The organism is Sphingomonas montanisoli (genome assembly GCF_008274695.1).
GTDB lineage: Bacteria > Pseudomonadota > Alphaproteobacteria > Sphingomonadales > Sphingomonadaceae > Rhizorhabdus > Rhizorhabdus montanisoli.
The window spans coordinates 572,170-596,333 of sequence record NZ_VTOU01000001.1 but is presented as its reverse complement, the minus strand read 5'-3'; the positions used below and the strand labels follow the sequence as shown (position 1 = coordinate 596,333).

28 protein-coding genes are annotated in these 24,164 nt (G+C 64.7%); 24 read left to right on the top strand and 4 right to left on the bottom strand.

The window, feature by feature from the left end; all coding sequences use genetic code 11:
- Nucleotides 1-2 precede the first annotated feature (2 nt).
- From FYJ91_RS02990 to FYJ91_RS02975, 4 genes are read left to right on the top strand one after another with little or no spacing between them, the layout of a single operon-like run.
- Complete coding sequence (locus tag FYJ91_RS02990) at nucleotides 3-848, top strand: XrtA system polysaccharide deacetylase (RefSeq protein WP_149521312.1); 846 nt, start codon at nucleotides 3-5, stop codon at nucleotides 846-848.
- A gap of 1 nt (nucleotide 849) precedes the next feature.
- A complete protein-coding gene (locus FYJ91_RS02985; protein WP_149520780.1) occupies nucleotides 850-1,899 on the top strand; it encodes a FemAB family XrtA/PEP-CTERM system-associated protein in 1,050 nt (349 codons plus the stop codon).
- Nucleotides 1,896-3,113 (top strand): TIGR03087 family PEP-CTERM/XrtA system glycosyltransferase, encoded by a 1,218-nt coding sequence (locus FYJ91_RS02980; RefSeq protein ID WP_181008375.1) that lies wholly within the window; start codon nucleotides 1,896-1,898, stop codon nucleotides 3,111-3,113. The genes FYJ91_RS02985 and FYJ91_RS02980 overlap by 4 nt, the downstream gene beginning before the upstream one ends.
- The gene (locus FYJ91_RS02975; RefSeq protein ID WP_149520778.1) at nucleotides 3,113-5,005 is read left to right on the top strand and encodes an XrtA/PEP-CTERM system amidotransferase; all 1,893 of its coding nucleotides are present in this window, start codon (nucleotides 3,113-3,115) and stop codon (nucleotides 5,003-5,005) included. Before FYJ91_RS02980 ends, FYJ91_RS02975 begins: the two co-directional genes overlap by 1 nt.
- Here the strand turns inward: FYJ91_RS02975 and FYJ91_RS02970 are convergent.
- Nucleotides 5,002-5,352 carry an antibiotic biosynthesis monooxygenase family protein gene (locus FYJ91_RS02970; RefSeq protein ID WP_149520777.1) on the bottom strand — a complete coding sequence of 117 codons (351 nt, stop codon included), beginning with the start codon at nucleotides 5,350-5,352 and terminating at the stop codon, nucleotides 5,002-5,004. The genes FYJ91_RS02975 and FYJ91_RS02970 overlap by 4 nt on opposite strands.
- Before the next feature lie 145 nt (nucleotides 5,353-5,497).
- Between FYJ91_RS02970 and FYJ91_RS02965 the strand changes: the two genes are divergently transcribed.
- The 10 genes from FYJ91_RS02965 (at nucleotide 5,498) to FYJ91_RS02920 (ending at nucleotide 13,364) form a co-directional block, all read left to right on the top strand.
- A complete protein-coding gene (locus tag FYJ91_RS02965) occupies nucleotides 5,498-6,205 on the top strand; it encodes a CoA transferase subunit A (RefSeq protein ID WP_149520776.1) in 708 nt (235 codons plus the stop codon).
- Nucleotides 6,202-7,071, top strand: a complete 870-nt coding sequence (locus FYJ91_RS02960; protein WP_149520775.1) for an HAD family acid phosphatase — start codon at nucleotides 6,202-6,204, stop codon at nucleotides 7,069-7,071. Before FYJ91_RS02965 ends, FYJ91_RS02960 begins: the two co-directional genes overlap by 4 nt.
- A 1-nt stretch (nucleotide 7,072) precedes the next feature.
- Nucleotides 7,073-7,708, top strand: a complete 636-nt coding sequence (locus FYJ91_RS02955; protein ID WP_149520774.1) for a 3-oxoacid CoA-transferase subunit B — start codon at nucleotides 7,073-7,075, stop codon at nucleotides 7,706-7,708.
- A gap of 200 nt (nucleotides 7,709-7,908) precedes the next feature.
- Nucleotides 7,909-9,243, top strand: coding sequence for a serine hydrolase domain-containing protein (locus FYJ91_RS02950; protein ID WP_149520773.1), 1,335 nt, complete (start codon nucleotides 7,909-7,911; stop codon nucleotides 9,241-9,243).
- 183 nt (nucleotides 9,244-9,426) lie between these two features.
- A complete protein-coding gene (gene rpsM, locus FYJ91_RS02945; RefSeq protein WP_149520772.1) occupies nucleotides 9,427-9,795 on the top strand; it encodes a 30S ribosomal protein S13 in 369 nt (122 codons plus the stop codon).
- A 54-nt stretch (nucleotides 9,796-9,849) separates the two neighbouring features.
- Nucleotides 9,850-10,239 carry a 30S ribosomal protein S11 gene (rpsK, locus tag FYJ91_RS02940; RefSeq protein WP_011952170.1) on the top strand — a complete coding sequence of 130 codons (390 nt, stop codon included), beginning with the start codon at nucleotides 9,850-9,852 and terminating at the stop codon, nucleotides 10,237-10,239.
- A gap of 89 nt (nucleotides 10,240-10,328) precedes the next feature.
- Nucleotides 10,329-11,393 carry a DNA-directed RNA polymerase subunit alpha gene (locus tag FYJ91_RS02935; RefSeq protein WP_149520771.1) on the top strand — a complete coding sequence of 355 codons (1,065 nt, stop codon included), beginning with the start codon at nucleotides 10,329-10,331 and terminating at the stop codon, nucleotides 11,391-11,393.
- A 134-nt stretch (nucleotides 11,394-11,527) separates the two neighbouring features.
- Nucleotides 11,528-11,950 (top strand): 50S ribosomal protein L17, encoded by a 423-nt coding sequence (rplQ, locus tag FYJ91_RS02930; RefSeq protein WP_149520770.1) that lies wholly within the window; start codon nucleotides 11,528-11,530, stop codon nucleotides 11,948-11,950.
- 251 nt (nucleotides 11,951-12,201) lie between these two features.
- Nucleotides 12,202-12,447 carry a hypothetical protein gene (locus tag FYJ91_RS02925; protein ID WP_246152376.1) on the top strand — a complete coding sequence of 82 codons (246 nt, stop codon included), beginning with the start codon at nucleotides 12,202-12,204 and terminating at the stop codon, nucleotides 12,445-12,447.
- Nucleotides 12,448-12,479: 32 nt separating this feature from the next.
- Nucleotides 12,480-13,364: a bestrophin family protein gene (locus FYJ91_RS02920; RefSeq protein ID WP_149520769.1), complete on the top strand. Its 885-nt coding sequence runs from the start codon at nucleotides 12,480-12,482 to the stop codon at nucleotides 13,362-13,364.
- Nucleotides 13,365-13,370: 6 nt separating this feature from the next.
- On the opposite strand, the gene FYJ91_RS02915 is transcribed toward FYJ91_RS02920, so the two are convergent.
- Both FYJ91_RS02915 and FYJ91_RS02910 read right to left on the bottom strand, forming a co-directional pair.
- Entirely contained in the window at nucleotides 13,371-13,517 is a 147-nt protein-coding gene (locus tag FYJ91_RS02915) for a helix-turn-helix domain-containing protein (protein WP_149520768.1), read from the bottom strand.
- 154 nt (nucleotides 13,518-13,671) lie between these two features.
- Nucleotides 13,672-14,892, bottom strand: coding sequence for an NADP-dependent isocitrate dehydrogenase (locus tag FYJ91_RS02910; protein WP_149520767.1), 1,221 nt, complete (start codon nucleotides 14,890-14,892; stop codon nucleotides 13,672-13,674).
- A 164-nt stretch (nucleotides 14,893-15,056) separates the two neighbouring features.
- Here FYJ91_RS02910 and FYJ91_RS02905 point away from each other — a divergent pair, with 164 nt between their 5' ends.
- Both FYJ91_RS02905 and FYJ91_RS02900 read left to right on the top strand, forming a co-directional pair.
- Nucleotides 15,057-15,791, top strand: a complete 735-nt coding sequence (locus FYJ91_RS02905; protein ID WP_149520766.1) for a phosphatidylserine decarboxylase — start codon at nucleotides 15,057-15,059, stop codon at nucleotides 15,789-15,791.
- A complete protein-coding gene (locus tag FYJ91_RS02900) occupies nucleotides 15,791-16,579 on the top strand; it encodes a CDP-alcohol phosphatidyltransferase family protein (protein WP_149521310.1) in 789 nt (262 codons plus the stop codon). The genes FYJ91_RS02905 and FYJ91_RS02900 overlap by 1 nt, the downstream gene beginning before the upstream one ends.
- Here the strand turns inward: FYJ91_RS02900 and FYJ91_RS02895 are convergent.
- Complete coding sequence (locus FYJ91_RS02895; protein ID WP_149520765.1) at nucleotides 16,527-16,748, bottom strand: hypothetical protein; 222 nt, start codon at nucleotides 16,746-16,748, stop codon at nucleotides 16,527-16,529. The genes FYJ91_RS02900 and FYJ91_RS02895 overlap by 53 nt on opposite strands.
- 242 nt (nucleotides 16,749-16,990) lie before the next feature.
- On the opposite strand from FYJ91_RS02895, the gene rpsB reads away from it, so the two are divergent.
- The 8 genes from rpsB (at nucleotide 16,991) to FYJ91_RS02855 (ending at nucleotide 24,097) form a co-directional block, all read left to right on the top strand.
- Nucleotides 16,991-17,743: a 30S ribosomal protein S2 gene (gene rpsB, locus FYJ91_RS02890; protein WP_149520764.1), complete on the top strand. Its 753-nt coding sequence runs from the start codon at nucleotides 16,991-16,993 to the stop codon at nucleotides 17,741-17,743.
- Between the two features lie 136 nt (nucleotides 17,744-17,879).
- A complete protein-coding gene (gene tsf / locus FYJ91_RS02885) occupies nucleotides 17,880-18,806 on the top strand; it encodes a translation elongation factor Ts (protein ID WP_149520763.1) in 927 nt (308 codons plus the stop codon).
- A gap of 174 nt (nucleotides 18,807-18,980) precedes the next feature.
- Nucleotides 18,981-19,706 (top strand): UMP kinase, encoded by a 726-nt coding sequence (pyrH, locus tag FYJ91_RS02880; RefSeq protein ID WP_149520762.1) that lies wholly within the window; start codon nucleotides 18,981-18,983, stop codon nucleotides 19,704-19,706.
- A 3-nt stretch (nucleotides 19,707-19,709) separates the two neighbouring features.
- Entirely contained in the window at nucleotides 19,710-20,267 is a 558-nt protein-coding gene (frr, locus tag FYJ91_RS02875; protein WP_149520761.1) for a ribosome recycling factor, read from the top strand.
- Nucleotides 20,264-21,010 (top strand): isoprenyl transferase, encoded by a 747-nt coding sequence (locus tag FYJ91_RS02870; protein ID WP_149520760.1) that lies wholly within the window; start codon nucleotides 20,264-20,266, stop codon nucleotides 21,008-21,010. The genes frr and FYJ91_RS02870 overlap by 4 nt, the downstream gene beginning before the upstream one ends.
- Nucleotides 21,011-21,019: 9 nt before the next feature.
- The gene (locus FYJ91_RS02865; protein ID WP_149520759.1) at nucleotides 21,020-21,817 is read left to right on the top strand and encodes a phosphatidate cytidylyltransferase; all 798 of its coding nucleotides are present in this window, start codon (nucleotides 21,020-21,022) and stop codon (nucleotides 21,815-21,817) included.
- Nucleotides 21,807-22,967 (top strand): 1-deoxy-D-xylulose-5-phosphate reductoisomerase, encoded by a 1,161-nt coding sequence (locus FYJ91_RS02860; RefSeq protein WP_149520758.1) that lies wholly within the window; start codon nucleotides 21,807-21,809, stop codon nucleotides 22,965-22,967. The genes FYJ91_RS02865 and FYJ91_RS02860 overlap by 11 nt, the downstream gene beginning before the upstream one ends.
- The gene (locus FYJ91_RS02855; protein ID WP_149520757.1) at nucleotides 22,964-24,097 is read left to right on the top strand and encodes a M50 family metallopeptidase; all 1,134 of its coding nucleotides are present in this window, start codon (nucleotides 22,964-22,966) and stop codon (nucleotides 24,095-24,097) included. Before FYJ91_RS02860 ends, FYJ91_RS02855 begins: the two co-directional genes overlap by 4 nt.
- The last annotated feature ends 67 nt before the right edge of the window (nucleotides 24,098-24,164 follow it).

The following is a 24,164-nucleotide window of genomic DNA, read 5'->3' as shown; positions in this document are numbered from 1 at the left end:
CCATGGTGCTGAACGGCCTGTCCGTCGACATCGAGGACTGGTTTCAGGTCGGCGCATTCGAGACCGTGATCGATCGCAGCGACTGGGATGATCTCGCCCACCGGGTCGAGCGCAACACAGACGCCGTGATCGGCCTGTTCGATCGGATGGGCGCGAAAGGCACTTTCTTCACGTTGGGTTGGGTGGCCGCGCGCTATCCGGCGCTGATCCGACGGATCGTCGCGGGCGGGCATGAACTGGCAAGCCACGGCTGGGATCATGGCCGCGTCTTCCACATGACGCCCGATCAGTTCCGCGATGACGTCCGTCGCACCCGGCAGACGTTGGAGGATATCGGCGGTGTGGCCGTCACCGGCTATCGCGCGCCGAGCTTTTCGATCGACACGCGCACCCCCTGGGCCCACGCGATCCTGGCCGAAGAAGGCCATGCCTATTCGTCGAGCGTCGCGCCGGTGGCGCACGATCATTATGGCTGGCCCGAAAGCCCGCGCTTCGCGTGGAAGCCGCTGCCCGACAATCCGCTGATCGAACTGCCGGTCACGACCGCGAAGCTGCGCGGGCGGACGCTGGCCGCCGGGGGCGGGGGCTTCTTCCGCCTGTTCCCTTATGCCTTCTCGCGCTGGGCGATCCGCCAGGTGAACGGTCTGGGCCAGCCCGCCATCTTCTACTTCCATCCGTGGGAGATCGACCCCGGCCAGCCGCGTGTCCCCGACGCACCGCTCAAGTCGAAGCTGCGTCACTATAGCCGTCTGTCCGCGATGGAGGGCAAGCTGGCACGCGCGATCGGCGATTTCGAATGGGGCCGGGTCGATGCGGTTGCTGCCAAGGCTGCGGAGGCGCTGGCCTGACATGATCGCGACCCGGCTGGCCGATCTCGACAGCCCCGCGGAGCGCGCCGCGATCGAGACCTATGTCATGCGCCACGAAGCGGGCAGCGCCTTCCATCGTCCCGCCTGGCTGACGGGTGTAGAGCGCGGCTGTGGGCAGACCGCGCGGTATCTTCTCGCCGAACGCGACGGTGCGATCGTCGGGCTGCTGCCGATGACCGAGGTTCATTCGCCACTGTTCGGCCGCGCGCTCGCCTCGTCGGGGTTCGCTGTGGGCGGCGGACCGATCGCCGACGATCAGGCGACGGTCGATATATTGGCCGAAGCTGGCTGGAACTGGGCGGTGCGGCTGAGCTGCCCGTCGCTCGAACTGCGCGGCGGCGCCCTGCCGTCAGGGACTGGCTGGCATGTCGAAGGCGGAGTCTATGCCGGCTTCTCGCGTCCGCTGACCGCCGACGACGAGGCCGAACTGCTCGCCATTCCCCGCAAGCAGCGCGCCGAGGTGCGCAAGGCGCTGGGCTTCCCGCTCGACGTGCGCATCGGCACGGCCGAGATCGATCGCGCGCAGCATTATGCCGTCTATGCCGAAAGCGTGCGCAACCTCGGTACGCCGGTCTTCCCTCGATCGCTGTTCGATGCGGTGCTCGATGGGTTCGGGGCGGATGCCGACATCCTGACCGTGCTGCACGAAGGCGTGCCGCTGTCGAGCGTGTTGAGCCTGTATCACAAGGGCGTAGTCCTGCCCTATTGGGGCGGCGGCACGCGCGAGGCGCGGCGTTGGCGTGCGAATGATATGATGTACTACGCGCTGATGAACCATGCGCGGGGGCGGGGAATGTCGGCGTTCGATTTCGGCCGGTCGAAACTGGGCACCGGCGCGTTCGCTTTCAAGAAGAACTGGGGTTTCGAGCCGGTGGCGCTCGCTTATGCCATTCGTACCGCCGATGGGCAGGAACCGCGCCAGATCAATCCGATGAGCCCCAAATATCGGCTGCAGGTGTCGCTATGGCAGAAACTGCCGTTGTCGGTCGCCAACCGGATCGGCCCATGGATCGCCCGAGGGCTCGGCTGATGGGCGAGATACTCTTCCTCGTACACCGCATCCCCTATCCACCCGATCGGGGCGACAGAATCCGCAGCTATCATATCCTGCGGCATCTCGCGGCGCGGGCGCCCGTGCATGTCGTCGGCTTTGTCGACCGACCCAGCGATCTCGCCAAGGTCGCCCCCTTGCGCAAGGTCTGCTCTTCGATGTTCGTCGACGTGCGGCGCAGCCGGATTTCAGCCGGCCTGCGCGCGATGACCAAGGGGGATTCGATCTCGCTCACCGCATTCCGATCGCGCGCCATGAAGGCCGAGGTGAAGCGGCTGCTCAAGAAGCGGCCGATCGACACCATCTTCGCGTATTCGGGTCAGATGGCGCAGTTCGTTCCCGAAGATCGTGGGGGCCGGCGCTTCGTAATGGACTTTGTCGACGTCGACTCGGAAAAGTTCGCGAGCTATGGTGCGAAGGCGGGCGGTCCCAAGGGCTGGATCCACCGCCGCGAGGGCGAACTGCTCCAGGCGTTCGAGATCGAGACTGCCGAACGCGCCGACGTCAGCCTGTTCGTCAGCGAGGCCGAGGCGGCCGTGTTCCGGCGTATCTCGGGGCAGGGCGTGGACAAGGTGAAGGCCGTCGATAACGGGATCGACACCGACTATTTCGATCCCGCCGCCTTTCCCCGCAAGGACGAGCAGAATGATCCGCTGATCGTCTTCACGGGGCAGATGGACTACAAACCCAATGTCGACGCGGTGGAGCATTTCGCCAAGCGGACCTTCCGCGCGATCCGCGCCAAGCATCCGAACGCGGTGTTCGCGATCGTCGGGCGCGATCCGACGCCGGCGGTGAAGGCGCTTGCCAACCGCAACGTGATCATCACCGGGGAGGTGCCTGATGTGCGCCCCTGGCTGGCGGCGGCGACGGTGGTTGTCGCACCGCTCGAAATCGCGCGCGGCATCCAGAACAAGGTGCTTGAGGCGATGGCGATGGCGCGTCCGGTCGTCGTCTCGCAGCCCGCATTCGAAGGACTCGATGCCGAACCGGGCAAGCACCTGATCGTCGCCGAACGGCTCGATCTGGCCAATGCAGTCAGCGATCTGATCCGCGATCCCGCGGCAGCCGAAGCGATGGGCCGGACGGCGCGCCAATGGATGATCGAACGTTATGGCTGGGACGCTCAGCTCGCCGCGCTCGACGCCATGATCGGCCTCGATGCCACCGATGGCGAGGTGACGACCGCCTGATGTGCGGCATCGCCGGCATATTCCATCTCCAGGTCGCCAAGCCTGTCGAGGAGGCGCGGGTCCGCGCGATGACCGACGCGATCGCGCATCGCGGCCCGGACGGGGTGGGCGTGTGGGTCGCGCCCGGTGTCGGCTTCGGCCATCGCCGCCTGTCGATCATCGATCTCGAAGGCGGCGTGCAGCCGATGCCGAGCGCGGACGGCCGCCAGGTCATCATCTTCAATGGCGAGATCTATAATTATCGCGAGGTGCGCGCCGAGCTGATCGCGCTGGGCGTCGAGTTCCGCACGCACAGCGATACCGAGGTGATCCTGGAGGCGTATCGCCGCTGGGGGGCAAAGTCGCTCGATCGATTGAACGGCATGTTCGCCTTCGCGATCCACGACGCCGCCGACGCCAGCCTGTTCGTCGCGCGCGACCGAATGGGCGTGAAGCCGCTTTTCTACGCCGAACTGTCGGACGGCAGCGTGATCTTCGGCTCCGAGCTCAAGGCGCTGACCGCGCACCCGCTGCTGCGGCGGACGCCCGAACTGTCGGCGGTCGACGACTATCTCGCCTTCGGTTACGTCCCCGACGACACCAGTCTGCTGCAGGGGGTGAAGAAGCTTCCGGCCGGCCATCATCTGACGCTCAAGCGTGGCCACCCGTTGCCCGCGTCGATCCGCTGGTGGGACGTCAGCTTCGCAGATCGTGCCCGGGGCTCGGCGCGCGATCTGGAGGCCGAACTGGTCGATCTGATGCGCAAGGCCGTCACCGCGCGGATGATCGCCGACGTGCCGCTGGGTGCTTTCCTGTCAGGCGGGGTCGACAGTTCCGCGGTCGTCGCTTTGATGGCGGAGGAGAGCCGCGAGGCGGTCAAGACCTGCTCGATCGGCTTCGACCATCCCGATTATGACGAGACCCGCTACGCCGCCGAGATCGCCGCGCGCTTCGCGACCGATCATCGCGTGCGTATCGTCTCGGCCGACGATTATGGCTTGGCTGACACGCTGGCCGATCATTTCGATGAACCCTTCGCCGATGCCTCCGCACTGCCCACATACCGCGTCAGCCAGTTGGCGCGCGAGACAGTGACAGTCGCCTTGTCAGGCGACGGCGCGGACGAGGCTTTCGCCGGCTATCGCCGCCTGACCTTCTTCAACGCCGAGGATCGCGTGCGCCGCCTGCTGCCGCAGGGGTTTCGCTCCAACGTGTTCGGCACGCTGGGCCGCATCTATCCCAAGATGGACTGGGCGCCGCAGAAGTTGCGCGCCAAATCGACCTTCCAGGCGCTCGGTCGATCGGAGGGGGAGGCTTATGCCGAAGCGGTCGGCGTCACCCCGATGGCGCTGCGCCACCGCCTCTACACCGATCAGATGCTTGGCGGCCTTGGCGGGCATCGTGCCGAAGATCGCTACATCAAGGCGATGGCGGCGGCGCCCGCCCGCGACGGGCTCGATCGCGCGCAATATGCCGACATGCAGATCTGGCTGCCCGGCGATATCCTGACCAAAGTCGATCGCACCAGCATGGCCGTGAGCCTGGAGGCGCGCGAGCCTTTGCTCGACTATCGCCTGATCGAGTTTGCCGCGCGGCTTCCGGTGTCGATGCGCGTGCGCGGCACCACCGGCAAATGGCTGATGAAGCAGGCGATGCGCCGCTATTTGCCCGATGACATCCTGTTCCGGAAGAAGATGGGCTTCGTCACCCCGATCAGCGCCTGGTTCCGAGGCCCGCTGGCCGAAGAAGCTGGGCGGATCGCGCAGGGCTCGACGCTTGCCCAGACCGGATGGTTCGATCCCGCCGCGCTCGACCGCATCGTGCGCGATCACAAAAGCGGGCTATCCGATCACGGCCGTCTGTTGTGGCAGCTGATGATGCTCGACAAGTCGCTCAGCCGTCTGTTCGGCTAACCTTCGATCACCAGCCGTTCGATCGCCGGGCCGGGTTCGACCGGATCTCGGTCGCTGTCGATGATGATCTGAAGATGTTCGACGCGCGGCGGGCTTTGGAAATGCGGGCCGCACAATTTGCGCCAGGTAAGGAAGGCATCCGAGTTGCGAAACTCGACCATGTGATCCTCGATCGTTTCCCACTCGACGAACATGCGGTAGCGCGAAGGTTGTTCGATCGAACGGTGAATGCGGAAGGCCAGGCAGCCCTGCGAACCGAGGAACAGCCGCATCGCCTGCCGAGCCGCATCCTCGAACGCCTGTTCGTGGCCGGGCTTGATATCGATCTCGGCGAGTTCCTTGATCATCGCCTTCTCCCTGCGTCGGGGGTAGGGGCGCGGTCAAGCCCTGAAGCCACGGAAAAACGCGCAATTGCAATGATGCACTGCAACAGATTGACCACCCCCGCTCCCGACCTTTAGATCGGCAGTGCATCCAGCGAGGAGGACGTCCGTGTCGAAAATCTATCCCTCAGCCGAGGCCGCACTCGAAGGCCTGCTGTTTGATGGGATGTCGATCTGTTCGGGCGGCTTTGGCCTGTCGGGCATCCCTGAGCGGCTGATCGACGCGATCGTCGCGGCGGGCACCAAGGGGCTGATTGTCGCATCCAACAATTGCGGCATCGACGGGCAGGGGCTGGGCAAGCTGCTGCGCACGCGCCAGATCGCCAAGATGATCTCGAGCTATGTCGGCGAGAACAAGGAGTTCGAGCGCCAATATCTTTCGGGCGAGCTCGAGGTCGAATTCTCTCCGCAGGGCACGCTGGCGGAGCGGATGCGCGCCGGCGGCGCAGGCATTCCAGGTTTCTATACCAAGACAGGCGTCGGCACGCTGGTTGCAGAGGGCAAGGAACTCAAGGAGTTCGATGGCGAGACCTACGTGCTCGAACGCGGCATCCGCGCCGACATCGCGATCGTCAAGGGATGGAAGGCGGACGAGGCGGGCAACCTGATCTTCCGCAAGACCGCGCGCAACTTCAACCAGCCGGCCGCCACCGCCGCGAACGTCTGCATCGCCGAAGTCGAGGAAATCGTGCCGGTCGGTTCGCTCGATCCCGACAGCATCCACCTGCCGGGCATCTATGTGAAGCGGCTGATCAACGGCAGCCCGTACAACAAGCATATCGAGTTCCGCACGACCCGGCCGCGGGCCGCCGCGTGAAGCGCGTCGCGGCCCTGGGCGCGCTTGCGGGTCTCTCCGCCTGCGCGGCGACGCCCCAGCAGGCGGTGACCGCGCCGTCGTCGCGTCCGGCGGGGCCGGGGCCGACTTATCAATATCTCTACGGATCGGGCGAGGGCGGGGCGATCTCGGTCCAGGCCTATGCCGCCTTGCTCAACCATGTCGCGGCCGTCGGGCGCCCGAAGAATAGCGTCGTGCTGGCCGAAGGCTCGACCCTCGCCGCGCCCAGCTTCGTGCCGTGCGGGGACAAGCCGCTCGCGGCAGTGTTCGACGTGGACGAGACGGTGCTGCTCAACCTCGGCTTCGAGGAGAAGGATGCGCGGCGCGGCGGCGGGCCGTTCGATTCCAGGGCGTGGGATCGCTGGGAGCGTACGGGTGCGGCGGCGGTCGCCCCGGTGCCCGGCGCGGTCTATGCGATGCGGCAGCTGCGCGCGAAGGGCGTGACCGTCATCTTCAACACCAACCGTTCGGCCGAGACCGCCGATCAGACGGTGGCGGCGGTGAAGAATGCCGGCCTCGGCGACTTCGTCCACGGCCAGACCCTGTTCTTGCAGGGCGACGACAGCGCCGGATCGAAGAAGGACGGCCGCCGTTCGACCATTGCGTCGCGTTACTGCGTGATCGCGATGGGCGGCGATCAGTTGGGAGACTTCAGCGACCTGTTCAACCAGATCGCCAGCCCGCGCGAACGGCGCGAGGCCGCGGGCCACGGCGATGTCGCGCGGCTGTGGGGCAATGGCTGGTTCATGCTGCCCAATCCCGTTTACGGCCCCGGCTTGCGCGGTGGCTTCGACGACGTGTTTCCGACCGACAAAAGGTGGGACGATCCCGCCCAAGGAGCGAACTGACATGAGCTGGACCCGCGATGAGATGGCGGCACGCGCGGCGCGCGAGCTTCAGGACGGCTTCTACGTCAATTTGGGTATCGGCATCCCGACGCTGGTCGCCAACAACATCCCCGAGGGGATGACGGTGACGCTCCAGTCGGAAAACGGCATGCTCGGCATCGGCCCGTTTCCCTATGAGGGCGACGAGGATGCCGACCTGATCAACGCGGGCAAGCAGACGATCAGCGAGCTTCCCTCGTCGAGCTATTTCTCTTCTGCCGACAGCTTCGCGATGATCCGCGGCGGGCATATCGACCTGACCGTTCTCGGCGCGATGGAAGTGTCCGAAGACGGCGACATCGCCAACTGGATGATCCCCGGCAAGATGGTGAAGGGGATGGGCGGCGCGATGGATCTCGTCGCGGGCGTCAAGAAGATCATCGTCGTGATGGAGCATAATGCCAAGGACGGCAGCCCCAAGTTCATCCCGGCCTGCACCCTGCCGCTGACCGGCAAGAATGTGGTCGACATGATCGTGACCGACCTGTGCGTGTTCCAACGCCCCGACCACGCCTCGCCGTTCAAGCTGGTCGAGCTTGCGCCGGGCGTCACGGCGGATGAGGTGAAGGCCAAGACGACGGCCAGCTACGAGGCGTAACTCGCCCCAACACCTCGTCATTGCGAGCGTAGCGAAGCAATCCATTCCGCAGTTCGGAGTGGATTGCCGCGTCGCCTTTCAGGCTCCTCGCAATGACGAGTGGAGTACGGGCCGCGCGCCCATGAGTCGAACCGTTCCTGGCTTGCGACGACCGCCGTCTTTTTGGGCTGACGTGCACGGCGAGGATGCTATGCCGAGGCATGATCGCGCCGTGGCAACCAAAAAAGAACAAGCCTGAAATCCCGCACGCTCCCGAAAATCCCGATGCTCCCGTGCCGACGATCGTGTCGATCGAGCGCGGGCTGTTGGTGGGTGGCGTGGTGGTGTTCGTGCTGCTGCTCGCCTTCGTCGCGGTTGGCGGCATCTACTGGCGCAAGGCGCAGACGCCCGAGAAACCGCGTGGCGAAGCGAAGCTCTCGATCGATCTGAGCCGCATCGGCATCAGCCGGGTCGGTCCGGCGCGAATCGACTATGGCCGGCTCGATGCCCGCATGAGGCGCCTCGCCGAAAAGAAGGCGATCGTCGGCATGGCGATCGCCACGATCGAGAATGGCGAGGTCAGCTTCGCCAAGGGCTATGGCGTCACCACCGACGGGAAGGACGGCACCCCCGTCACCGCGCACACCATCTTCCGCTGGGCGTCGGTCTCGAAGGGCGTGGCGGGGACTTTGCTCGCCAAAATGGCAGCGGAAAAGAAGCTTTCGCTGAGCGATCCGATCGCGAAATGGGCGCCCTCGCTCAAGCTGCGCGACGGCGCCGAGCGGATCGCCACGGTCGAGAATGTTCTGTCGCAGAGCCTGGGCATCTGGAAGAATGCCTATGACGACGATCTGGAACATGGCCACGATCCCAAGGAGATTCGCAGCCGGCTGAACGCCATCCCGTTGCTGTGCCCGCCCGGAAAATGCTATTCGTACCAGAACATCGCCTATGACGCGGCCAGCGAGGCGGCGGAGAATGCCGGGCGCAAGCCCTATGCCGAACTGGTCGAGGAAAAGCTGTTCCGGCCGCTGGGCATGCAGACCGCCAGCATCGGGCGCGACGGGCTGGTCAACGCGCCGAGCTGGGCGCCGCCGCATCAGGGGCGGCGCGAGCTGAAGGTCGAGGATTCTTATTACAAGGTGCCGGCGGCCGGCGGGGTCAACAGCTCGATCATCGACATGGCGCTATGGATGCGCGCGCAGATGGGGGAGAGCCCCAGCGTCCTTTCGGGTCGCCTGCTCCGCACGATCCACGATCCGCGCATCCGCACCTTCTCGATCCACCGCCAGCGCGACTATGACCAGCAGCTCAAGGATGCCTCCTACGGCCTTGGCTGGCGCAGCTACCATTATCAGGGGCGGCTGGTGATCGGGCATCGCGGTGCCGTTGCCGGCTATCGATCGCTGATCCTGTTCGATCCGATCCTGAAGGCCGGCGTGGTGATGCTGTGGAACTCCGACGCGGTCGAACCGACGGGTATGCAGTTGGAAGTGTTCGATATGCTCTACCACCTGCCGTTCAAGGACTGGACCGGGCTGGATCGGCGCGATTGATTGTTTCCCGCTGTTGACAGCTTCCGCCGACCCCACTATCCGCACCCATTCCCAACGAGTCCGGATTCGGTACCGCCATGTGCGCGTGCCGGGTTTCGTGCGTGGTGGGGGTGCCCCAAGCCGGGGTGAGCGTCGAGATGGGGCCGGTCTGCCAGCGGCCCTGTGGAGCAGGAGAAAAGCAAAGTGGCACGTATCGCGGGTGTTAATATCCCGACCAACAAGCGCGTCGAAATCGCGCTGACCTACATTCACGGCATTGGCCCGACCAAGGCGAAAGAGCTGACCACGAAGCTCGGCATCGCGCGGGAGCGTCGCGTGCAGGATCTGTCGGACCAGGAAGTCCTCCAGATCCGCGAAGCGATCGACGCCAGCTACACTGTGGAAGGCGATCTTCGCCGCCAGGTGGCGATGAACATCAAGCGCCTGATGGATCTGGCCTGCTATCGCGGCCTGCGTCACCGCAAGGGTCTTCCGGTCCGTGGCCAGCGCACGCATACCAATGCGCGCACCCGCAAGGGTAAGGCCAAGCCGATCGCCGGTAAGAAGAAGTAAGGGCTTGAGCGCTTCGCAAGAGGCGCTCGCTCTCCTCAGGTAGGAACGGATAAAATGGCACGTGAACCCCAGCGCATTCGCCGCCGCGAGCGCAAGAACATCACCGCCGGCGTCGCGCATGTGAACGCCAGCTTCAACAACACCATGATCACCATCACGGACGCGCAGGGCAATGCGATTGCCTGGTCGTCGGCCGGAATGATGGGCTTCAAGGGCAGCCGCAAGTCGACGCCTTATGCCGCGCAGGTCGCAGCTGAGGACGCCGGCAAGAAGGCCGCCGAGCACGGCGTTCGTACGCTCGAAGTCGAGGTCAAGGGCCCCGGTTCGGGCCGTGAGTCGGCGCTTCGCGCGTTGCAGGCGGTCGGCTTCCACATCACGTCGATCCGCGACGTGACGCCGATCCCGCACAACGGTGTACGCCCTTCGAAGCGTCGCCGCGTCTGATCGGCATTTGGGAGGCGGTCCGTCGGGCCGCCTTTCCGCACTAAGTTTCCCGGCGGGGTGCATGACCCCGCCAAACCCCAGGGGACAAAATGGCTGTCAACGCAAAGAACTGGCAGGAACTCAAGAAGCCGCACGGCCTCGAGAAGAAGGCGAGCAGCGATAGCAAGCGTAAGGCGGTTTTCGTCGCCGAACCGCTGGAGCGTGGCTTCGGCCTGACTCTGGGCAACGCGCTGCGCCGCGTTCTCCTCTCGTCGCTGCAGGGTGCGGCCGTCACCTCGATCAAGATCGAGAACGTGCTGCATGAATTCTCGTCGCTCGCCGGCGTCCGTGAGGACGTTACGGATATCGTGCTGAACGTGAAGCAGATCGCGCTGCGCATGCAGGGCGAAGGTCCCAAGCGTCTTCAGCTTTCGGCGACCGGCCCGGCCGAAGTCACCGCGGGCATGATCGCCACCACCGGCGACATCGAAGTGATGAACTCGGATCTGGTGATCTGCCACCTCGACGAGGGTGCGACGCTCAACATGGAGCTGACCGCTGACGTTGGTAAGGGCTACATCACTGCCGCTGCTAACCGCCCGGCCGATGCGCCGATCGGCCTGATCCCGGTCGACTCGCTCTTCTCGCCGGTGCGCCAGGTGGCCTACAAGGTCGAGAATACTCGCGTCGGCCAGGAACTCGATTACGACAAGCTCACGCTGACGATCGAGACCGACGGCACGGTCACGCCTGAGGACGCGCTCGCTTATTCGGCGCGTATCCTGCAGGACCAGCTCCAGCTGTTCGTTCACTTCGACGACGGCATGGCGGTCACTTCGGCCCCGATCGGTGGCGGCGTTCCGGCTGCTACCGGTGGTGCGGAGCCCGAGGGCGACAGCAACCAGCTCAACCGTTACCTTCTCAAGAAGGTCGACGAGCTCGAGCTGTCGGTGCGTTCGGCCAACTGCCTCAAGAACGACAACATCATCTATATCGGCGATCTGGTTCAGAAGACCGAAGCCGAGATGCTGCGCACGCCGAACTTCGGCCGCAAGTCGCTCAACGAGATCAAGGAAGTCCTCGCTTCGATGGGGCTGCGCCTGGGCATGGAAATCCCCGGCTGGCCGCCTGAGAATATCGAGGAAATGGCCAAGAAGCTCGAACAGGAATTCTGATGTTCCGGGGAGAGTTTCGGCTCTCCCCACCATCAGGCCGGGTAATGGGGCGGCACCCGTAAAACGTCGCCTGGCTTGGGGTACCTGAGGACATGTTGTCCTGCGCGGCCCCCTGACAAACGAAGGAATGAGATATGCGCCATCGTGTAGGCGGACGTAAGCTTCAGCGGACCGGATCGCATCGTATTGCCCTGTTCCGCAATCAGTCGGCGGCGCTCATCAAGCATGAGCAGATCCTGACGACTCTCGCCAAGGCGAAGGAACTGCGTCCCTACGTCGAAAAGCTGGTAACGCTCGCGAAGAAGGGTGGCCTGGCCAACCGTCGTCTCGCGCATGCCCGTCTGCTCGACGATACCCAGCTCAAGAAGCTGTTCGATGTTCTCGCCGAGCGTTACGCCTCGCGCAACGGCGGCTACACCCGCGTGATCCGCGCGGGCATCCGCGCTTCGGATGCCGCCCAGATGGCGATCATCGAGTTCGTCGACCGTGACGTTTCGGCCAAGGGCCAGGACTCGGGTCCGGTCAACTTGGACGAGGATGAGGCCGAAGCGGCCTGATCTTCGCAACCGCGACGCAAAATGAGGCCGGCGTCCTTCGGGGCGCCGGCCTTTTTCGTTGATAGAGACGATTGCATCGCCCGACATTCTGTTTGCGACGCGGGAATGGTGACAAGTAAACGACGGTTTATCGGCTAAAAATAGCCATTCGCCGAAATAGTGCGCCGCAGCAATAAAACGTCATGACTGTCTAACAATCCCGTTGCGCGGGCTTCCTAGCTTTCAGTCGTGTCAAAAGCAGGAGTTTGCGCGTGCGTCAGTTTGAAAAGCCTAGTGACCAGAACCGATATGAATCGCTCCGCGCTTCGCTGATGATGCTGTGCTTCGGTTTCGGGGTGCTTGCTTTCCTGATCGTCATCGGCCGATCCGAATGGTTCCACCTGCGCCCGGCTTCGGGCACGGCGGCTGCGATGGCGAATGCCGGTACGCATTCCGGGGCCAATGCACAGGCGAAGGCCGGCGCTCTGCCGGGCGAAGATGGGGTAGAGATACGCTAGGCGACCCTCGATTGCGCATGTAGGTTGCCCCGATGATCGTCCACGCCGCGCCGAGCATGAAGCAGATTGTCCTGGAAGTCTGGAAGCCGTTGTCGCTTCTGTTCATCTGGGACGTCTTCGTCACCATCACCTATTATGTATTGCCCTTCGATGCGCCTGAGCTGCCGGTGACGGTGTTCGGCTCGGCACTGGCGCTGTTCTTGGGCTTCAGGAGCAATTCCGCCTACCAAAGATGGTGGGAGGGGCGGGGCCTGTGGGGCCTGATGATCAACGCAAGCCGCAGCCTTGCGCGGCAGGCGCGTAATTTCCTTCCCGATCCCGATGCACGCGACCTGAAGCGCACGATCGTGCTCCGGCAGATCGCCTATGTGCACGCATTGCGATGCCAGCTTCGCCGGCAAAGCCCCGACGAGGAGGTGCTGCGATTCCTGTCGCGTGGCGAGGCCGACTTTGCGCTCGCCCGCACCAACACGGCCAACGGTTTGGTCGACGGGACTGGCCGGCGGATCGACAGCGCGCGCCGGCAAGGTTGGATCGACACGATCCAGCAGACCGAGATGGAGCGCATCCTGGTCGACATCGCCAATGCGCAGGGCGGTATGGAGCGGTTGAAGAACACGCCGCTGCCCTTCCAATATCGCTTCTTTCCGACGCTGTTCACACACCTCTTCTGCGTGCTGCTGCCGATCGGGCTGGTGGAGACGCTGGGTTTCGCGACGCCGCTGGGGTCGACAATCGCGGGGTTGATGTTCCTCGCGGTGCTTGCGATCGGCGATGACCTTGTCGATCCGTTCGCGAACACCGTCCACGATCTCCCCCTCAGCGCGATGTGCCGCACGATCGAGATCGATCTGCTCCAGGCGATCGGGGACGAGGCGCCCGCGCCGCTGGCGCCCGTCAACGGGATTCTTTGGTAAAGCGGGTCAGCCGCCGGCGTGGCGGCTGCGGAAGCGCGCCGGGGTTTTCCCCGTCAGCTGATGGAAGGCGTGGGCGAAGGCGCTGAGCGACGCATAGCCGACGTCGATCGCGCCCACCTGCGTCGCGCTGTCGAGATGCGTGGTGGCACTCATCGCGCATACGATCGGCGGGCGCGCTCGCGGGGCAGGAAGGGTATCGGCTTCCACTTCCCCGTGTCGATTGTCGCCCGGGATCGCTGGCCCAAGAAAAAGGCCGCCGTTCCGGTGTGGAACGGCGGCCCCTTTCGAAGCGGCTAGGCCGGGGCGCTCATGCCCAGGTCGCCATTTCCTTTTCGAGGTTCACGCGAATTTCCTCGAAGAACTGCTCGGTGGTCATCCAGGGCTGGTCCGGGCCGATCAGGATCGCGAGATCCTTGGTCATGCCGCCCTTTTCGACCGTTTCGATGCAGATGCGCTCGAGCGTTTCGGCGAACTTCACGACATCGGGCGTGTCGTCGAACTTGCCGCGGAACTGCAGGCCCTGCGTCCACGCGAAGATCGACGCGATCGGGTTGGTCGAGGTCTGCTTACCCTGCTGGTGCATGCGATAGTGGCGCGTGACGGTGCCGTGCGCCGCTTCTGCTTCGATCGTCTTGCCGTCGGGCGACATCAGGACCGATGTCATCAGGCCCAGCGAGCCGAAGCCCTGCGCGACGGTGTCCGACTGAACGTCGCCGTCATAGTTCTTGCAGGCCCAGACGAACTTGCCCGACCACTTGAGCGCCGAGGCGACCATGTCGTCGATCAGGCGGTGTTCGTAAACGATGCCGGCCGCCTTGAACTTGTCGGCGAAATCGGCGTCGAACACTTCCTGGAACAGATCCTTGAAGCGGCCGTCATAAGCCTTGAGGATCGTGTTCTTGGTCGACAGGTAGAGCGGCCATCCGCGATCGAGCGCGTAGTTCATGCTCGCCTTGGCGAAGTCGCGGATCGAATCGTCGAGGTTGTACATGCCCATCGCGACGCCGGCCGACGGGAAATCGAACACTTCATATTCGAGTTCCTGGCCATCGGTGCCGACCCACTTCATGGTCAGCTTGCCCGCACCCGGCACCTTGAAGTCGGTCGCGCGATACTGATCGCCGAAGGCATGACGGCCGACCACGATCGGATCGGTCCAGCCCGGCACCAGGCGCGGGACGTTCTTGATCACGATCGGCTCGCGGAAGACCACGCCACCCAGGATGTTGCGGATCGTGCCGTTGGGCGACTTCCACATCTTCTTGAGGCTGAATTCCTCGACGCGCGCCTCGTCCGGCGTGATCGTGGCGCACTTCACGCCAACGCCATATTGCTTGATTGCGTTCGCGGAATCGATCGTGATCTGGTCGTTGGTCTCGTCGCGCTTCTCGACCGACAGATCATAATATTTCAGGTCGATATCGAGATAGGGAAGGATCAGGCGTTCGCGAATCCACTGCCAGATGATGCGGGTCATCTCGTCGCCATCGAGTTCGACGACCGGGGTTTTCACCTTGATCTTCGCCATGTCCTATATGCTCCGGGTCTGTTTTTGTCGGATGGTCCCTATTGCAGCCCGCAGGGCGGATCAACCGGGCTTGGGGCGATAGGGGGCGCTTTTTCGGGCCTTCGGGGGAACGGACTGCCCGCGTGGCGATTGTCACGGCAGCGCACCGGTCATAGGATGCAGCGATGACATCGCTAGAAAAACCCGACATCGGCACCACTTCCGTCAAGTGGCGCTGGCCCAGCGTCCACCCCGAAGGACGCAAGTTTGTTCTGATTTCCGCCGTGATCTGCCTGATCTTCGCGATCATGGCGTGGGAAACGCTCGCGTGGCCGATGGGCCTGGTGACGATCTGGGTCGCCGCATTCTTCCGCGATCCGATCCGCACCACGCCGATCGGGGAGGGGCTGATCGTGGCGCCCGCCGACGGACTCGTCACCATGATCGTCACCGTACCGCCGCCGCGCGAGATGGCGGGGCCGGACGGCCTGGGCGACGGGCCGATGACCCGCGTCTCGATCTTCATGTCGGTGTTCGACGTCCACATCAATCGCACGCCAATCCCAGGCGTCATCAAGCGCGTGGCTTATATTGCGGGCAGCTTCCTCAATGCCGATCTCGACAAGGCGAGCGAGGAGAATGAGCGGCAGCATATCCTGGTCGAAGGGCCGGATGGCACGCGGATCGGCTTCACCCAGATCGCCGGCCTCGTCGCGCGGCGCATCGTGCCGTTCGTGAAGCCGGGCGACGTCGTCGGCCTCGGCCAGCGGATCGGCCTGATCCGCTTCGGCAGTCGCGTCGACGTCTATCTGCCGGCGGGTACCGGCCATCGCCTGACGATCGGCCAGCGCACGATCGCGGGCGAAACGGTCATCGCCAAGCTCGGCGAGGCCGATCGCACGGTCGGCGCGTCGCAGTGATTCGCCCCCGCCGCGAGAATATCCGGCGCGGCATTCCCGCACGCGCCGTCGCCCCCAATGCGGTGACCGCGCTCGCGCTCTGCTCGGGGCTTACCGGCGTGCGCTTCGCGATCGCCGGCGAATGGGAAAAGGCGATGTTCGCGATTGCGATCGCTGGCGTGCTCGACGGCCTGGACGGGCGAATCGCACGGCTGCTGAGAGCGCAGAGCCGCTTCGGTGCCGAGCTCGATTCGCTGTCCGACGTGATTGCGTTCGGTGTCTCGCCTGCGATCATCGTCTATCTGTGGTCGCTGCAGAATCTGCCGCGGTTTGGCTGGATATTCGCCCTGGCTTATGCGGTGTGCGCCGCGCTGCGCCTCGCGCGTTTCAACGCTTCGCTCGATTCAGTCGAATCACCCCGCAAGACCGCCGGCTTCCTTACCGGCGTACCCGCGCCTTTGGGGGCGGGGCTCATGCTGGTCCCGGTCGCTTTGTGGCAATGGACCGGGATCGAGGAGATTCGCGACCCCTTCTTCATCTGCGCCTGGTCGGCGCTGTCGGGTGGCCTGATGATCTCGGATGTCGCGACCTATAGCTGGGGCTCGCTCCATGTGTCGCGCGCATGGCGACTGCCGATGATCCTGATCGTCGCCATCCTGGGCGCGGCCCTGTTCACCGCACCCTGGCATGTGCTGAGCGCGATCATGCTCGGCTATCTGGCGACTGTGCCGTTCAGCATCCGCGCTTATGCGCGGATCAGGCGGCAGCGCGCATCGCAGCCCGCGGCGTCAGTTTCGCTTCCCGAATGATGCGCACCCGGCGCTCGGCGCCGGGTCGGAGCGATGGCACGGCCGGCTTCGGCTCGATGCCGAACGCACGCAGGAACAACGGCAGTTCGGATTTCACGCCCGCGACGATCGTCGCGACGGAGAAGATCAGGATTGCGGAGAACATCGCACCGGAAAGCAGAGTCAGCATCACAGTCGTCCCTTTCGTCCGACCGTTCCCCCCTTCGCGTTCGGCCCGAGATTATATCGGGAAAAGCGCCCGGAACGGCTTGTTCGTTCCCTATGTTCATGATTTGTTCTTTCCGTCAAGCCTTGATTTCCAACGGCAGGTCGCATAAGGGCGCGTCCATTCCACATGTGGGGCGCACATACCGGTGCCGGGTTTCCCGGTTCCTGCCCCACAGAGGTCAAACCGGGTAAGGAGAAAATCCTATGGCGGCTCCCACCGTCTCCATGCAGGCGTTGCTCGACGCCGGCGCACATTTCGGCCACCAGACTCACCGCTGGAATCCGAAGATGAAGCCGTATCTCTTCGGCGATCGCAACGGCGTTCACATCATCGATCTGTCGCAGACCGTGCCCCTGATGGCGCGCGCGCTCGATTTCGTCAGCCAGAGCGTGGCGCACGGCGGCAAGGTTCTGTTCGTCGGCACCAAGCGCCAGGCGCAGGAGCCGATCCGCGAAGCCGCACTTCGCGCCGGCCAGCATTACGTCAACCATCGCTGGCTGGGCGGCATGCTCACCAACTGGAAGACGATCAGCCAGTCGATCAAGCGCTTCAAGACCCTTGAGGAGCAGCTGTCGGGCGAGACCCACGGCCTCACCAAGAAGGAAGTGCTGCAGCTGACCCGCGAGCGCGACAAGTTCGAGCTGTCGCTGGGCGGCATCCGCGACATGGGCGGCATTCCGGACGTGATGTTCGTGATCGACGCCAACAAGGAAGAGCTGGCGATCAAGGAAGCCAACACGCTGGGTATCCCGGTCGTCGCGATCCTCGATTCGAACGTCTCGCCCGATGGCATCGCTTTCCCGATCCCGGCGAACGACGACGCGGCTCGTGCGATCCGCCTCTACTGCGAAGCGGTTGCCGAAGCGGCGACCCGTGGCGGCAATAATGCCCGCCAGGTGCAGGGTGAGGATTTCGGCGCGGCTGTCGAGCCGCCGGTCGAAGAAGCGCTGGCCTAACCATATCGATTCCGGTCGTCCATGTTTCGACATGGGCGACCGCGAGTCATCAATTTGTCTCGGCTTGATCCGAGACGCGCGGGGGTAGGTGCGGCGACGCGCCTTCCCCCGTCCGGTAACTGAGAAAGGACATGATATGGCGGAGATCACCGCTGCTGCCGTCAAGGATCTGCGCGAGAAGTCCGGCGCGGGCATGATGGATTGCAAGAAGGCGCTGACCGAGACCAACGGCGACATGGACGCCGCGATCGATTGGCTGCGCACCAAGGGCCTTGCGACGGCTGCCAAGAAGTCCAGCCGCACCGCGGCCGAGGGCCTCGTCGGCGTCGCGGTCGAAGGCACCAGGGGGGCTGCGGTTGAAGTGAACTCGGAAACCGACTTCGTTGCCAAGAACGAGCAGTTCCAGGATTTCGTCCGTACCGTTTCGAAGCTGGCGCTGGGCACCGGCAACGAGATCGAGGCGCTGGCCGCCGCCGCCTATCCGGGTGGTGAAGGCAGCGTCGCCGACAAGCTGACCTCGAACGTCGCGACGATCGGTGAGAACCAGACGCTGCGCCGCGCCAAGGTGGTCGAAGTGTCGCAGGGCGCGGTCGTGCCTTACGTCCACAACGCCGCCGCGCCGGGCCTCGGCAAGATCGGCGTGCTCGTCGCGCTTGAGGGCGATGCCCCGGTCGCCGATATGGAAGCGCTGGGCAAGCAGATCGCGATGCACATCGCGGCCGCTTTCCCGCAGGCGCTGACCGAGGATGGCCTCGACGCCGGTGCAATCGAGCGCGAGCGCGCGATTGCCGCCGAAAAGGCCGCCGAGTCGGGCAAGCCCGCCAACATCATCGAAAAGATGGTCGAAGGCGCGGTCGCCAAGTACCGCAAGGAAAACGCGCTGATCAGCCAGATCTTCGTGATGGACAACAAGACCCCCATCGCACAGGTCATCGCCGCCGCCGCCAAGGCCGCCGGTGGTTCGATCACGCTGAAGGACTATGTCCGCTTCCAGCTCGGTGAAGGCATCGAGAAGGAAACGAGCGACTTCGCCGCCGAAGTCGCCGCCGCGGCCAAGGGCTGAGCCCTTACGAAAAGAAGGCCCGCTCTCCCCACAAGGAGGGCGGGCCTTTTCGTATCTATCCTCTCCCGCCAAGGGGAAGGTGAAGGTCACGAACTCCGGCTTGGCAGTTTCCGCCGCCCTCTCTAAGGTGCGCGGCCAGCCGGGCCCAATCACACAATAAGGATCACATCACCGATGGACCGACCGCGCTTCAAACGTATCCTCTTGAAGCTGTCGGGCGAGGTGCTGATGGGGCCGGACGGCCTGTTGATCGACCCGACGATCACCGCGCGGGTTGCAGGCGAGATCCAAGCCGTGCGCGCATCGGGCTACGAACTGTGCGTCGTCGTCGGCGGGGGCAACATCTTCCGTGGGCTGGCGGGCGCCGCCAAGGGCTTCGATCGCGGTAGCGCCGATTATATGGGCATGCTCGCGACGGTGATGAACGCGCTGGCGGTGCAGAATGCGCTCGAGCAGATCGGCGTCGACACCCGCGTCCAGTCGGCGATCCCGATGCCGGCGGTGTGCGAGCCCTTCATCAAGCGCCGCGCCGAACGCCATCTGGAAAAGGGCCGCGTGGTGATCTTCGCCGCGGGCACCGGCAATCCCTATTTCACCACCGATACCGGCGCCGCGCTGCGCGCTGCCGAGATGAAGTGCGACGCTCTGTTCAAGGGCACCTCGGTCGACGGCGTCTATGATGCGGATCCCAAGAAGGTGCCGACCGCCACGCGCTACGAAACCGTCAGCTTCAATCGCGTCCTTGCCGACGACCTGAAGGTCATGGATGCAAGCGCGATCGCCTTGTGCCGCGACAACCATATCCCGATCGTCGTGTTCAACATCCGCGAACTGGGCAATTTTGCCCGGGTTCTGGCGGGTGAGGGCACCGCCACGATCGTGCAGAACGAAGGAGAATAGGGCATGGCCGCCTATGACAAAGCCGATCTCGAACGCCGCATGGCGGGTGCCGTCGAATCGCTGAAGGGCGATCTGGTCGGTCTGCGCACCGGCCGTGCCTCGGTGAACCTGCTCGATCCGGTGACGGTTGAGGTATATGGTGCCCAAATGCCGCTGAATCAGGTCGCAACCGTCACCGCGCCCGAGCCCCGGATGCTTTCGGTGCAGGTATGGGACAAGTCGGGCGTCGGCCCGGCCGACAAGGCGATCCGCTCGGCGGGCCTGGGCCTCAACCCGATCGTCGACGGCCAGACGTTGCGCATCCCGATCCCCGATCTGACGGAGGAGCGCCGCAAGGAGCTTGCCAAGCTCGCGAACCAATATGCCGAAAAGGCGCGGATCGCCGCCCGTAACGTCCGCCGCGACGGCATGGACAATCTCAAGACCGATGAAAAGAAGGGCGTGATCAGCGAGGACGATCGCAAGCGCCGCGAGACCGAGGTCCAGAAGCTGACCGACAGCACGATCGCCGATATCGACGCGGCGGCGGCGGCCAAGGAAAAGGAAATCCTGGGTAAGTGAGCGGCCTTCCGGCCAGCAACGTTACTGATCCCGTCCCGGCCACGGGCGCCGGCCCGCGCCATGTCGCGATCATCATGGATGGCAATGGCCGCTGGGCGAAGCGTCGCTTCCTGCCGCGCGTCGCGGGGCATAAGGCTGGTGCGGAGGCGGTGCGTCGCACCGTCACCGCCGCCGCCGACATGGGGCTGGGCGCCCTGACGCTCTATGCCTTCTCGTCGGAGAACTGGCGTCGCCCGGCGGAGGAAGTGTCCGACCTGATGGGCATATTGCGCCTGTATCTGCGCAAGGAAGTTGCCGAGCTTCACAAGAACGGCATTCGCCTGCGCACGATCGGCGATATCGGGGCGCTCGAAGGCGACCTGATCGATCTGATCCGCGAGGGCGTGGAGCGCACCAAGGACAATCGCCGGCTCGATTTCGTCCTGGCGCTCAATTACGGCGCGCAGGATGAAATGGTCCGTGCGGTGCGCGATATCGCCCGCGAGGTCGCCGCCGGTCGGCTCGATCCGTCGGCGATCGAGCCCGGCGCGATCGAAGCGCGGCTCGACACCAGTGATCTACCCCCGCTCGACCTGATCATCCGCACCTCGGGCGAACGGCGCCTGTCCAATTTCCTGCTGTGGCAGGCGGCCTATGCCGAATTGCTGTTCGTTGACACGCTCTGGCCCGATTTCGATGCCGATACGCTGGCCGCCGCTGTTGCCGATTTCGGTGCGCGCGACCGCCGCTTCGGGGGCCGCTGAGGTTCCCGCATGAGCCCCGAGCTCCGGACACGAATCCTGTCGGGGATCATCATGATCGCCGTGGCGCTGGGCGCGCTCATCTACGGCGACATCGCTTTCTGGGCGCTCGTTGCGCTGCTTTCGGTGCTGATGATGCACGAATGGGCGACGATGGCGGGCGTGCCCAAGTGGAAATGGGCGCTGGCGGTCGGCCTCGCGCTCGTGATGCAGGCTTACTCGCTATATTTCGATGTCAGCGTGCCGGTGCGCGATGCGGGTGCGCTCGCAACCGAGGCGGTCATGGTTGCGGGGCTGTCGGCGATCCTGCTCGCGGTGGTCACCTTCGCCGCGCGGCTGGGCTGGGGGCTGCTCTACGCGACCCTGCCGGCGCTGGCCCTGCTGTTCCTGCGCGAACAGCGCGACGGTCTCGCGCTCGCCCTGTTCACGATGATCATCGTCTGGGCGACCGATATCGGCGCCTATTTCGCCGGCCGCACGATCGGCGGGCCGAAGCTCGCGCCGAAGATCAGCCCGAACAAGACCTGGGCGGGGCTGATCGGCGGCGCGGTCGCGGCCGAGATCGTCGGATCGCTGGTCGCCTGGCGCACCGGGCTGCCGATGATCCTCGCCTCGGCCTGTGCGCCGCTTGCGGTGATTGCGCAGATGGGCGATCTTTTCGAAAGCTGGCTCAAGCGCATTTCGGGCGTGAAGGACAGCGGCAGGATCCTGCCCGGACATGGCGGCGTGCTCGATCGGCTCGACGGACTGGTGCCGGTGGCAATGATCATGGCGGCTTTGGTCGCCGCAGGGGTAGTATATGGGGCGTAGCATTTCCATTCTGGGGGCGACGGGGTCGATCGGCACCTCGACCCTCGACCTTATCGAGCGCGACCCCGACGCTTTTCGTATCGAGGCGCTGACCGCGCAGCGCGACGTCGCGGGTCTGGCGGCCGCCGCCCGGCGCACCAACGCACAGATCGCGGTAATCGGGGATGACGGGCTCTACGCCGATCTCAAGGCCGCGCTCGCCGGTTCCGGAGTCGAGGCTGCGGCAGGCGCCGACGCGATCGTCGAGGCTGCCGCACGCGGTGCCGAATGGACGATGGCGGCGATCGTCGGCACCGCCGGCCTCAAGCCGGTCATGGCCGCGCTGGGGCAGGGTGGGGCGGTCGCGCTTGCCAACAAGGAGGCGTTGGTCTCGGCCGGCGTGCTGATGACCCAGGCGGCGCAGCGCCACGGCGCGACTTTGCTACCGGTCGATTCCGAACATAATGCTGTTTTCCAGTGCTTCGATGCCGATCGGCCCAACCGCATCCGCAAGGTGACGCTGACCGCGAGCGGCGGACCGTTCCGTGAGTGGAGCCTCGACGCGATGCGTGCCGTCACGCCTGCGCAGGCGGTCAAGCACCCCAACTGGTCGATGGGCGCGAAGATCTCGGTCGATTCGGCGACGCTGATGAACAAAGGGCTCGAACTGATCGAGGCGCACCACCTCTTCCCGCTCGGCGCCGACGCTTTCGACGCGGTGATCCATCCGCAGTCGGTGGTTCACGCGCTCGTCGAATATGTCGACGGGTCGGTGCTGGCGCAGCTCGGTTCGCCCGACATGCGCACCCCGATCGCGCACTGCCTCGCCTGGCCCGATCGGATGGAGACGCCATGCCGCCGGCTCGATCTGGCGGCGGTCGGCCGGCTCGATTTCGCGGCCCCCGATCTCGATCGTTTCCCCGCGCTGGGTCTTGCCAAGGATGCGCTCGCGGCGGGCGGTGCGCGCCCCGCGATCCTCAACGCCGCCAACGAGATCGCGGTCGCCGCTTTCCTTGGGGGGCGGATCGGCTTTCTCGACATTGCGTTAACGGTCGCGAAGGTGCTCGATTGGTATGTTCCGCCGGCGCCCGCGCATCTCGACGATGTGCTGGCGATCGATGCCGAGGCGCGTAGGGTCGCCCTCGCGGCTACGGAGGTTCTTGCGGCGTGACCGATCAGCCGGGTTTCATCTTCACAATCCTCGCATTCCTGCTCGTCATCGGGCCGCTGATCTTCGTCCACGAACTCGGCCACTATTTCGCCGGGCGGCTGTGCGGGGTGAAGGCGGATGCCTTCTCGATCGGCTTCGGCCGCGAGATCATGGGCTACACCGACAGCCGCGGCACGCGGTGGAAGCTGGGCTGGATCCCGATGGGCGGCTACGTCAAGTTCGCGGGCGACATGAACCCGGCCAGCGTCCCCGATCCCGAATGGCTCAACCTGCCGCCCGAGGAGCGCGCGAAGACGTTCCAGGCCAAGGGCGTCTGGCAACGCTTCTTCATCGTCGCGGCGGGGCCGGTCACCAATTTCGTGGTCGCGATCGGCATCTTCATGGCCTTCTTCGCGGCCTATGGGCAGCCCCGCACGCCCGCCGTCGTCGCAGCGGTGCAAGAGCAGGGGCCGGCGGCGAATGCGGGTCTGCGCATCGGCGACCGCGTGACCGCGATCGAGGGACGGCAGGTCGATACGTTCGACGAGATGGCCGATATCATCCGTTTTCGGCCGAACGAGAAGCTGCGCGTCGACTATGTCCGTGCCGGCCGCGCGAATGTCGCGTGGATGACGACCGGCGTCGATGTCGAGCGTGACCGCTTCGGCAATGAGTTCCGCAAGGGCCTGATCGGCGTGATGTCGGGCCAGCCTCGGATCGAGCCGGTGCCGCTGCTCCAGTTACCCGGTGCGGCCGTCAAGCAGACCTTCCACATCGTCCGTACGATGATCGACACGCTGGGTCAGATCATCAGCGGCCGCCGCTCGGTCAAGGAACTGGGCGGACCGATCAAGATCGCGCAGGTCTCGGGTCAGCAGGCGAGTTTGGGCTGGATGAACGTCGCCATGTTGATGGCGCTCATTTCGATTAATCTGGGATTCATCAACCTGTTGCCAATCCCCATGCTCGATGGCGGGCATCTCGCCTTTTATCTGTACGAAGGCGTCGTGCGCAGGCCGGTGCCCGAGAAGGCGATGGAATGGGCTTTCCGGTCGGGACTGGCAGTGCTGTTGAGCTTCATGATATTCGTGACGCTCAACGATATTCTCTCGCTCGGCGCGTGGGAACGGCTTGCCGGGTTGATCGGCTGACCCGGATCGGGCAGTGACTGCCGACTTGGTTCGCATGGTTCGCGAACCAGCAATATTTTGACGTAAG